The sequence below is a fragment of the Actinomadura geliboluensis genome (assembly GCF_005889745.1).
Classification (GTDB): domain Bacteria; phylum Actinomycetota; class Actinomycetes; order Streptosporangiales; family Streptosporangiaceae; genus Spirillospora; species Spirillospora geliboluensis.
In genome coordinates this window covers 1-8,838 of sequence record NZ_VCKZ01000379.1, presented here as the reverse complement: position 1 = coordinate 8,838, position 8,838 = coordinate 1, and the positions used below count along the sequence as shown (strand labels likewise).

Below are 8,838 nucleotides of genomic sequence, written 5' to 3'. Positions count from 1 at the left end.
CCGTCGCGTTCCAGGCCGCGGGCGAAGCGGTGCGCGGCGGCCATGGGGCCGCCGGTGTGGGACGAGGACGGGCCGATACCGATCTTGAACAGGTCGAACACGCTGATGGCCATTGCTACCTCGTTGTCGGCGCACGGTGGCGGTTTCGAGCCTGCGATCGCGTACTCACTGAGCCTGCGCTCCAGATGTGAGCGGTGCGGGAGATTCGGCATCTGGAACGATGATGTGCGGCGAGCCCGTGCCATCGGCCGGTACGGCCCAGATATCGGAGTGCGTTCGATGGCGGGGCACGGCATAGGCGATGGTCTTGGCATCCAGCCAGGCGGCCTGGTCGTCCACTGAGCGGGTTTCCGCCAGTTGCGTCACTTTGCCGGTCGCCAGTTCGAGGACGGAGAGCCGCCAGCCGCGGTCTGGGTCGCCGCCGCGTGCGGACTTGAAGGCGATACGGGTCTCGTCGGGTGACAGCGACGGACATTCGACCTTGTCGACGACGGTCCGCAAGTGCCTGGTCGCCAGGTCTCCATGAACAAGAAAGCGGTGGCCGCGCGTGGACATCGTGGCGTAGAAATGACGGTCGTCTGAGCTGAAGGTGACGCCCCAGAAGTTCAGGTCCCGCGCTCGGTACGGCTTTCCGGCCACCGTCACCTTCCAGTCCTCCAGCGTGGTCGTCAGGTGCTGCGTGGAGGTGTCGAGAATGCCCACCCGGGTGGAGAAGCGGCCACCGTTGTAGGAGTCGCCCGCGACGAACACGGTCCAGGAGACCAGTCGGCCGCTGGGGGACACGCGTGCCCGGTTCGGTACTCCGACGAGCGGGATCTCCCGCCGCACCCGCAGGTCGCGGTCGAGGAGGGCGAGCTGGTAAGTCGTGAGATCGCCGTCAAGCCGCAGGCATATTCCGGTTCCTGCGGCGGCGTACAGTCGTTCGCACTTCAGGCGGGACGCCGTGCGCCGATCACCAGATCGGGCGATCAGGCGACCGCGGCTGCGGTCCGCGGTACTGCGCGCGATCAGACCCGTTCCGGGTGCGAGTGATACCGGCCCGATCCCGCCTGTCCCCTCGGACGCTCTATCGCGGGCGGCGTTGACGGACAAGCCGGCGACAACTGCCAGCAGGACCGTTCCTGTGACCGCGCTCATGGTGCGTCGGCGCCTGGTCTGCGGCTTCATCGTCATCGGGCCTCCGAGGTTTCCTGATGGGGCATGAGCACTGTGGTCGCGATGACCGCCACGGCGACGGCGGCGATGGCCGTCCCGGTGGCCGTCTTGAGGCCCCACCACGTCCAGGCGAACCCGAAGGCGACGGACGAGACGAAGTAGGCGAGGGCCTGGGCCGTCTGCACGTAGGCGAGGCCGGTGGCGCGCAATCGCTCGGGAAGCATCGGCCCTGCCAGGGCCATGAGCACGCCGTCGGTGGCGGCGTAGAACATGCCGTACAGGGCCAGGATGGCGCAGACGACGGGCAGTCCGGTGAGGGGCAGGGCGAGCAGCACATAGACACTGGCCAGGAGCGTGTAGCCCGCCAGCAGCATGGGCTTCCGGCCGAGACGGTCGGCGAGCGCGCCGAAAGGGCCGGCAAGGATCAGGTAGGCCAGGTTGGTACCGGCCGCGAACAGCGGGAACCAGCCGATGGCAAGACTCTCGCGCCGCATCAGGATCAAGTACACGAACCCGTCCCCGATGGTGCTGAGCCCGAGGAGGCCCGCAGCGCACACCAGCCTCCGAACTCCGGTGTCCCGCAGGAGTCCGGCGGCGGCACGCGGACCTGCGACGTCGGCGTCGCGGCAGGGACGCTCCGGCGCGGCCGCGGCCGGCCGGTCCCGGGCGAAGGTCACCAGCATCAGCACCGCGGAGGCGGCGATGCAGAAGCTGGTCAGGAACAGCGATTCGAAAGCGGCCTGGGACGTCGTTCCGATCAGCGTCAGGATCCCGAGTGCGACGAGCGGGCCGCTGAAGGCCCCCATGCTGTCCATGGCCCGGTGGATCCCGAAGGCCCTGCCGAGCACCGGTTGCGGGACGGAAGCGGTGATGAGCGCGTCCCGTGGCGCGGTGCGCAGCCCCTTGCCCGCCCTGTCTGCGACAGTGACCGCGCTCAGGGCCGTCACCGAAGTCCCCGCCGCTAGCAGGCCCAGCTTCGCCAGAGCCGAGATGCCGTAACCCACGGCCGCGACCGATTTGCGTCTGTGCAGCCGGTCGGCGACGTAGCCGCCGACCAGGCGCAGCACGGCGGTGGCGCCGGTGTAGAGGCCGTCCACGACACCGTAGGCCGCGGGCGTGAGATGAAGGATCAAGACGAAGTAGAGAGGCAGAACGGCCGTGACCATCTCAGCGGAGACATCGGTGAGCAGGCTCACCGTCCCCAGCACGAACACGGTGCCGCCGGTCCCGCCGGCTCCGCGCCACAGGCCCCCGGCGGTGCGGTGTCTCCACCGCCGGTCGATGCTGGAAAGGTACATGACGGCCTCCTCATCTCACGCTCGGCACCGGGGCGCCGGTGGACGCCTGAGAGCGTCGCCGGTCTCAGGCGTCCACCGGGCGCACTGGTTGCGATCTGTCGTGCGGTGGTGTCAGGGGCCGGTGATGGACAGGTCGTCGATCTCGGTCTCGAAGAGGCTGGGGGTGCCGGCGTCGGCTGCCTGCAGGCGGATGTGGACGGTCTTGCCGGTGAAGGCGCTCAGGTCGGCGGTGGCGGTCTGCCAGCGTCCGGCGACTTCGGTGGCGGCGCCGGTTCTGGTGAACACGGTGCTGGTCTGGCCGTCTGCGGTGACGATCACTTTCAGGTGGTCGTCGGTGCCGGAGTTGTCGCCGTGGGCGATGTTGTAGGCGAAGTTGAGGGTCAGGGGGCCGCCGGTGGGGAGGGCGATCGCGGGTGAGGTGATGCTGGTGGTGCCGCCGTCCAGGTCGTTGGCGCCGTAGGCCGATCCGGCCGAGGCCCCGGTCGCGAGCGCGAACGTCCCGGACCTGGCGGTCAGTTGCTTGACCTGGCCGCTGTAGGTGGAGGTGGTCTGCTGCGGCACGCCCCGCTCCAGCACTCCGGCGGTCGCGGTGTCGCCTCCTGCGGCGTTGCGCTGCCAGCCCCGGTCCGACTCGAACCCGTCGGAGAACACCACCGCACTGCCCGGGGAGCCGTCGGTTCCGGTGAACAGCAGCCGGTTGGGCGTCCCGGCACCGGCATCGCGTATCCGGCCCTGGGTGGCGGCGGCGACCAGCGCGGCTTGCACCTCGGCCGGTGCGGCGTCGGGGTGAGCCGACAGCCACAAAGCCGCTGCTGCGGTCACATGCGGGGCCGCCATGGAGGTGCCGGAAATCGTTCTGGTGGCCGTGTCACCGCTGTTCCACGAGGAGTTGATCCGCGTGCCCGGTGCGAAAAGGTCGGTACATGGACCGTAGTTCGAGTCCGGGCTGCGGGTGTCGTCGGAGTTGGCGTTGTTGACCACCAGCGCCTGGCTGATGCGTCCCGGTGAGTTGCCGCACGCGTCGCTGCCGGCGTTGCCCGAGGAGACGGACCAGGTGAGACCGGACTCGATCGACCTTCTGATCGCGGTGTCCTCGCTCGCACTCGCGGGGCCGTTGATGCTCATGTTGACGACCGCGGGCCGGACGGCGTTCGCAGTGATCCAGTCGGCGGCGGCGATGATCGCCGATGTGGTGGCGCTGTCGTCGCAGTCCAGCACCCGCACCGCAACGATCTTGATCGCCTTGGCGACGCCGTAGTCCCTGCCTCCGACGGTGCCGGCGACATGGGTGCCGTGCCCGAGGCAGTCGGCCCCGTTCCTGCCGTCGCCCACCTCGTCCACGCCGATGGTCGCGCGGCCCTGGAACTGGGTATGCGATGTCCGCAACCCGCTGTCGATGATGTAGGCGGTGACATTGTCCGCCGCCATGGCGTAGGTGTAGCTGCGATCCAACGGAAGGTCGTGCTGGTCGATGCGGTCGAGCCCCCACGAGGGCGGATTCGGCTGAATGCCCGCCCCGTGATGCCGGGCGTCCTGTTCGACGTAGGCCACCTCCGGATCGGCGGCGACCGCGCGCGCCTGCCCGGCGGTCATCTCCGCCGCGAAGCCCCTCAGCGTCGCGCTGTAGAGGCGCCGGACGCGGCCGCCATGCGCCCGGACGAGCCGCTTTGTCGCGTTCTGCACGGCATCCGCCCGTAGCGCCGTGCCCTTGAGGACCACGATGTAGCTGCCGGGGACCGTGTCGGCAACGCGGCGAGGCGGCGGAGGCGAGACCCCTTCAGCGCGTGAGGCGGTCAAGGAGATGAAGGGAACAGCGGCCAACGCGCCGACCATCGCTAAAGCGAGCATCGGAGTGAGGCTGGTCGCGATGGTGCGGGAGAATGACTTCACGGGGTACTCCAGCGTTCGTCGGCGATCACGGCCCCCGATCTCGCGCTTGCCCTGGTCTACCCTGCGCGGCACCGGCCCGCTGTCCACCCGTGGCCAATGGCGCAAATGGGCGCCTCGTTCATGGGCGCCGGTCCGTCGCCCCACCTCTGTCCGGCAGGGTCTGCGGGCGGCCGCCTCTTCTCCGGGCGCTGCGGACGTGGCATCCTGCGACTCCGAGACGCCCGCGCAAGCCGACCACGGAGCCTCCTGGCCTTCCAAACGCACGGGAAGAGGAGGAACTTGCCGAGCAAGCATCTGACGGAGCATCTGAGAGAACTCGGAATACCGCAGTCGCCGGCCATCGCGTTCCAAGCGCTGCTGCAACAGGGCCCCTGCGCGCTCAGCGAACTGGCAGCGTGCCTGCAGTGGTCCATGGACGACGCAGCCGAAGCCATCGAGTACCTGGTCGATGCGGGCCTGGTCGTATCAAGCGGACCAGAGCACGCCATGGTCTTTCCCGCCGAACCCACCATCGCCTTGGAGCACCTGGCTCATGCCAGAGCGGCGGACCTCAAACAAGCGCACCTCGCCGCCCTCGATGCCTACCAGGATTTCCGCCATTCAGCCGGAATGCAGAACACCGAGAATTTAGTCGAGGTCGTTACAGGCCCTCAAATTGTCGATCGAATATGGCAATTGGAGCGGGCTGTGACATCCGAAGTGGTCCGCTTCGACTCCCCTCCCTACCACACCCACGGCCGGCCGAATCCCACAGAGTTGGACAATCTGGAGCATGGCGTCACGTATCGTGTGGTCTATTCCAGTTCGGCCGTCAGGAACGCTGACTACTACGCGAGCAACATCCAGCCCTGTATCGCCGCAGGTGAGAATGCTCGCGTCACCCCGACGGTACCGGTCAAGCTCACCATATTCGACCGGCGCGTCGCTCTGGTCTCGATGTCGTCAGTCGAGGCACGAAGCAACGACTCCCTGCTCCTGGTCTATCCCTCGAGTCTGATGTCGGCATTGCTTGGTCTATTCGAGATCTCCTGGCGATCGGCGTATCCCATGCACCTGCACAGTCAGGCACCTCCAGTTCTACGCCCGACCCAACGCCGCATCCTGGAGCTCCTAGGAAGCGGAATCACCGATGAATCCATCGCGCAACTGCTCAACATCAGCCGGCGCACCCTGTCCCGTAAGATCGAGCAGCTCTACCACCTGTCGGGCGCCAGCAACCGTTTCCAGCTTGCCCTGCACGCGTCACGGCAAGAGTGGATCTGACGCCGGGGGCGGGTGACTCGGAGCCGGGATGTGGCGGCCTCACGATGCCGCCCACAACGTCGCCGCGCTGCGCCGCGACGGCTACCACGTCCTGAGAACCTGCACCGGCTGCCCCCTCCAAGCGAGGAAGGAGGAAACCCAGAACGCACATTCTCTCGCGCGCGTTCGTCCCAGGAGACCAAAATTCCGCCACGGCAACGCCTTGGAGGACAAGTTCTACAAGCCGAACCGGATCCTGCCGTCACGCGATGAGGGCGGAAGGTACGTCCAAGGCGATCCGTACTGGTGATTGCCGTGGCCGCCTTCGGTGACGCCGCTCAACTCGTCCCCACGCTCACGAACCGGCGGCCACGCCCACTCGCCACGGGTCGCCCCATGCGATGCAGAAGCCCCCTCCCCTCACGCCATCGCCGAGGAGGGGAAACTGGCTCGTGCGTTCAAAGTGGGCGGCGGCGATGTATTTCATAGCGGTGGTGCAGGAACTGCCGAACACGTGCATGGGGGAGAGCGGGCCGAGGGCCTTCTCCCATGGGTGGCGGCGGAGTGGCGGCTGGTCACAGCGCAGCAGCCACAGTTGGCGGCCGGTCAGCTTGGCGACCTCAGTCTGCGCCGCCCATGCGACGAGCGCGGCAGCCGGGCTGTGACGAGCTGCCACAGCGCCAGCTACGGCCCGGCGGGCAGACCGGCCGGGCCGCAGCATGGGTGAGTCAGCAGTACTTCGAGGACCCCTTGCTCGTCCACGAGCACGAGTCGGCCCGCTTCCCGTTGGAGTACAGCAGGTAGGCGGTGTCGCCGGTGTTGTTCCACACGTACGACGTGCGACCCCAGTACCGGTGCGCGGCCGAGTTCGAGCCCTTCCCGGTGTGGACGTACACCGACTTGCGGCCCTTCAGCGTGAACGACCCGAACGTATAGGTGTAGCCCGTCCGGTCTCGCAGCCTCATGCCCTTCAGCTGCCGGGACGTCTTGGAAGTGTTGAACAGCTGCACCCACTCGCCGTTCAAGGACTTGTTCGACCGGGTGTCCTTGCCCGGCGAGTCGAAGTACACCCGGTAGATCTGCACCGCCGACGCCGCCTCCGCCGGCACCGCCATGACCCCGAGCGCGGTGACCGCGGCCACCGCCGTCGCGAGGACCTTCTTCACGTGCGCCTCCCCTTGGTTGAATGATGAGGCACCAGTTGTAGCGACGACCGGCCAGTAGCACACGGTGATGGTGGGGAGATGGCCGGGCTGGGCCGATACGTCAACCCACCATCCCCCTCAGACGTCACGTCGGCCGGGTAACGCTGGGACGTCGTCTAGAGGTGCGCTCTGCGGGTTGATGCCGAGAAAGAAGAGAGATTATCGCATGACCAAAATTCACGCGACGCCTTACTGAGATGGCGTGTTTTGCTTGATATGTAGGGTTCGCACCTTTATGTTATGGAACTGGTCGCCAACCTGAAGAAGCTTGCCGACTTCTCAGGGGTCTGTCACGCAACAGTCCCAATGTTCTGCCACTCCCATCCGCGGGCTGGAACCGCTCGGATGTCAGGTTGAGTTAAACTCCACTGGCCACTATCGGTCGACAGGTCACAGAGCATCTCGCAGATATGGCGCTGGCCGAGAGCGCCCTTTTCGAGTCGGTGCAGGTATTACCCCAGGTCGGAACATAGGAGGGCACGTCACAAGCGAGATCGCCAAGGCGGCGTCCGCCTTTTCGTGGCCGTGCCTGGCAGTCCGGGACGAATTAGTCATAATTCTCGATCACCTGCGTGACCGCTTCGGAGTCATCCCGGTGTACCGGGTCTTGGGCTTGGCCCGGGCGCCTGCTGCGGCCGCAAAGTGCAACACGAGGTGCTTTTTGATCGAGTGGAGGTTAGCGACCTGTGCCTTCGGCCGTCGCAAGCGGGCCAGACGAGGCTGGCGGCAGTCTGAGCCAGGAATCGCGGGGGAGAGGGGAAGCAGCACCGACAGCGATCTGTGAGCAGGCGCCCGGGCGCACCGCCGAGCCACCATCCCATCCGCCATCAGAACCTGCGCCCGGAAGGCGCGGCGACGAAGTAGGTTCTTAGGAACCGCGTCACTTCAGGCGCCGTCACATGCACACTTCCAGCCGATTCCTGCACTCACGCGCAACACGCGAGATCGGCCGCGCGGACGGTGATCATAGGTGTGTCTAGGGCTTCACGTGGGTGGCGGAGTGGTGGCTGGCCACAGGCGCAGCAACCACAGTTCCCGGCCCGTCAGCTTGGCCACCTCCGTCTGGTAGACCGGGTCGTCGAAGTCGGAGGATCGTTTCTGGGCGTCGTCGGCCAGTTGCCGTGTGTCGGTGTTGAAGGCGTTGACCCGCACCCGGTAGTGGCCGGGGGCGGGCAGTTCGAAGGCCCAGGGATCGGCTGATGCGGAATCGGCAACGGTGATCCGGCCGGCGGGGACGTGGAGGGTCCAGGTGGCCGCTTCGATGTCCAGGCGTGGGTCTCCGGTCAGCGGCTCACTGGTCCACGACTCGACGCGGATGTGGACTGGGAGGTCACTTCCGCTGGTGAACAGCAGCAGTTTCGTTCCCTCGCACGCGCTGCTGCTCATGGGAGCAGCGGTGGGCATGGCGCCGGTGGGCGCGTCGGCGCCGTTGACCTCCACCTGCGAGTACCGGGGCTGCACCAGCCAGTCGTGCGAGGCCATCAGACTCGTGCTCATAAGTGCGCGCCTCCCTGCGGGGGCGTGCTCAGCGGGGCAGCGGGGAGCCCCACTGAGCACGCCGCGGATCTGATCGATCGGCGGCCAGTCGACCTTGCTGTCAAAGGCTTGGTGCTCTGCGATACGGTCCCAGTCGTACCAGTTGCCGAGCAGGGTGCCGACAACTCGGTTGTCGCGCCAGTACACATGCTTGGCGCTGAACATGTTCTTGTACTGGTCTCCGTCGGCCTTCCAGCGGGCGGCGAGCTTGCCTTTGACTTTGCCGTTCTTTCTGGCCAGCGCCATGCCCTCGCGGGTGCGCAGGCGGCCAGGTTGGCCTCGAACTCGGCGACCATCACCAGGGTCTGCAGGAACAGTCGGCCGAACGGTCATTCCAGTCGTAGGCCGACCCGCCCAGCCCGAACAGCACCTCCCGCTCACACAGTGGAGCGCCCCGGGTTGGGTGGAGGCCCTGAAACCTGGAAGGGTGAGGGGCTATGGCACCCCCGAGAAAGTACTCCGTTGAGCTGCGTGAACGCGCGGTCCGTATGGTCTTTGAGCTGCGCGAGCAG

Annotated in this window: 7 protein-coding genes; 1 reads left to right on the top strand and 6 read right to left on the bottom strand. The window is 66.9% G+C overall.

Annotated elements, in window-relative coordinates:
* The 4 genes from ETD96_RS35455 to ETD96_RS46170 all read right to left on the bottom strand — a co-directional run.
* The coding region (locus ETD96_RS35455; protein ID WP_138640840.1) for a serine dehydratase beta chain at positions 1-113 on the bottom strand (113 nt) is incomplete at its 3' end.
* Between the two features lie 52 nt (positions 114-165).
* Positions 166-1,173 carry a hypothetical protein gene (locus ETD96_RS35450; protein WP_138640839.1) on the bottom strand — a complete coding sequence of 336 codons (1,008 nt, stop codon included), beginning with the start codon at positions 1,171-1,173 and terminating at the stop codon, positions 166-168.
* Positions 1,170-2,453 (bottom strand): MFS transporter, encoded by a 1,284-nt coding sequence (locus ETD96_RS35445; protein ID WP_138640838.1) that lies wholly within the window; start codon positions 2,451-2,453, stop codon positions 1,170-1,172. The genes ETD96_RS35450 and ETD96_RS35445 overlap by 4 nt, the downstream gene beginning before the upstream one ends.
* 111 nt (positions 2,454-2,564) lie before the next feature.
* Positions 2,565-4,430 carry a S8 family serine peptidase gene (locus ETD96_RS46170; protein WP_205719605.1) on the bottom strand — a complete coding sequence of 622 codons (1,866 nt, stop codon included), beginning with the start codon at positions 4,428-4,430 and terminating at the stop codon, positions 2,565-2,567.
* A 192-nt stretch (positions 4,431-4,622) separates the two neighbouring features.
* On the opposite strand from ETD96_RS46170, the gene ETD96_RS35435 reads away from it, so the two are divergent.
* The gene (locus tag ETD96_RS35435; protein WP_138640837.1) at positions 4,623-5,606 is read left to right on the top strand and encodes a helix-turn-helix domain-containing protein; all 984 of its coding nucleotides are present in this window, start codon (positions 4,623-4,625) and stop codon (positions 5,604-5,606) included.
* A 707-nt stretch (positions 5,607-6,313) separates the two neighbouring features.
* On the opposite strand, the gene ETD96_RS35430 is transcribed toward ETD96_RS35435, so the two are convergent.
* Together ETD96_RS35430 and ETD96_RS46165 are read right to left on the bottom strand one after the other, a co-directional pair.
* Positions 6,314-6,751, bottom strand: coding sequence for a lamin tail domain-containing protein (locus ETD96_RS35430; protein ID WP_240808465.1), 438 nt, complete (start codon positions 6,749-6,751; stop codon positions 6,314-6,316).
* A 1,023-nt stretch (positions 6,752-7,774) separates the two neighbouring features.
* Positions 7,775-8,572, bottom strand: a complete 798-nt coding sequence (locus ETD96_RS46165; protein ID WP_205719604.1) for a hypothetical protein — start codon at positions 8,570-8,572, stop codon at positions 7,775-7,777.
* Positions 8,573-8,838 lie beyond the last annotated feature (266 nt).

What these genes read in the sequence shown, in the direction of transcription:
- ETD96_RS46165 (WP_205719604.1), bottom strand. Translation starts at nt 8,572, where the DNA reads ATGGCGCTGGCCAGAAAGAACGGCAAAGTCAAAGGCAAGCTCGCCGCC.
- ETD96_RS35450 (WP_138640839.1), bottom strand. Translation starts at nt 1,173, where the DNA reads ATGACGATGAAGCCGCAGACCAGGCGCCGACGCACCATGAGCGCGGTC.
- ETD96_RS35445 (WP_138640838.1), bottom strand. Translation starts at nt 2,453, where the DNA reads ATGTACCTTTCCAGCATCGACCGGCGGTGGAGACACCGCACCGCCGGG.